The organism is Nocardia araoensis NBRC 100135, from assembly GCF_000308435.1.
In the GTDB taxonomy this organism is placed as follows: Bacteria; Actinomycetota; Actinomycetes; order Mycobacteriales; family Mycobacteriaceae; genus Nocardia; species Nocardia araoensis.
In genome coordinates this window covers 1-1,333 of sequence record NZ_BAFR01000270.1, presented here as the reverse complement: position 1 = coordinate 1,333, position 1,333 = coordinate 1, and the positions used below count along the sequence as shown (strand labels likewise).

Sequence of the window (1,333 nt, the reverse complement as noted above, 5' to 3'; positions counted from 1 at the left end):
GTTGAACCGTCACGAGTTGGGGACCGGCTTCGGTTTCAGATCCGCGCCGGTCGGCGTGGTGGTTGTTGAGCGTAGTAGGCGGCTTCGTACTCGGCCGGGGTCAGGTAGTCCAAGCGGGAATGCAGGCGGGCGTTGTTGTACCAGTCGCACCATTCCATAAGCGCGAACTCGACCTCGGTGAGAGTCTTGAACGGGCCGTGCCGGTTGATCACCTCGGTCTTGAACAGGCCGATGATCGATTCTGCGAGCGCGTTGTCGTAGGCATCGCCGACCGAGCCGACCGATGCCGACAGGCCGTGCAGGGCAAGCGATTCAGTGAACTTCACCGAGACGTACTGGCTGCCCGCGTCGGTGTGAAATATGAGTCCGGGCTCGACCGGGTGCCCGTAGTGGCCGCGCCGCCACACCGCCATGTTGAGAGCCTTGTCCACCAACGCTGTCGTCTTGGTGGCCGCGGCGGTCCAGCCCACGATCGCGCGAGAGTAAGCGTCGAACACGAACGCCACATACGCCCATCCGGTCCAGGTCGAGACGTAGGTGAAATCCGCGACCCACACCCGGTCCGGAGCGGGGGCGGTGAAGTCGCGGTTGAGCTTGTCGGTGGCACGCACGCCGTCCTTGCCCGGGATGGTGGTGCGATGCTTGCGGCCTCGCACGACACCGTTGAGCCCGAGTTCGCCCATGATCCGGTCGACGGTGCAGAACGCCACGTCGTGGCCTTGGCGGCGCAGGTAGCGGGTCATTTTGCGGCGGCCGTACATTTGCTCGGGCTTGCCCGCGAGGTCTCGTAACGCGTTCTCGAGGTAGGCGTCGGTGATATCGCGGGCCGAGGGTGGTCGGTGGCGGGCTTTGCGGTAGGTCCGCGGCGCGATCTGGACTCCGTGCGCAGACAGCGCGCGGCAGATCGACTCGACGCCGTAGACCTGGCGGTACTCGTCGATGAACCCGACGATCACCGGTGTCGCGGGTCGAGTTCCCGCGCGAAGAAAGCCGAGGCCAGCTTCAGGATCTCGTTGGCCTGCTTGAGGTCTCGGACCTCTCGCCTCAGTTTGGTCAGCTCCTCGCGCTCGGTCGAGGACAGGCCCGAGCCGGCCGCCCCGCTCGGCCGGGCGCCCTCGGCCAACGCCTTCTTGATCCAGATCCGCAGCGTCTCGAAATGGACATCCACCAACGGCGCGATTGCCTGCGCAGCGGCATACGGGGTGCCGTACTCATCGAGGCGCTCGAGAGCCAGACGCACAGCCTTCTCGCGAACCTCGGGCGGGTAACGCTTCGACATGATGGGAACCATCTTCCTCTAGGAAGAAGCGGTCCCCAACTCGTGACGGTTCAA

1 protein-coding gene and 1 other annotated feature are annotated in these 1,333 nt (G+C 65.1%); the gene reads right to left on the bottom strand.

Translation table 11 applies throughout. From position 1 onward, the window contains the following. Window positions 1–35 precede the first annotated feature (35 nt). A protein-coding gene (locus tag ON21_RS30330; RefSeq protein ID WP_086006507.1) for an IS3 family transposase occupies window positions 36–1,279 on the bottom strand; the annotation gives its coding sequence in 2 pieces (ribosomal slippage) (window positions 36–991 and window positions 991–1,279; 1,245 coding nt in all). Next, window positions 864–992: a sequence feature (AL1L pseudoknot), on the bottom strand. Its footprint overlaps the gene before it by 129 nt. Window positions 1,280–1,333: the final 54 nt, after the last annotated feature.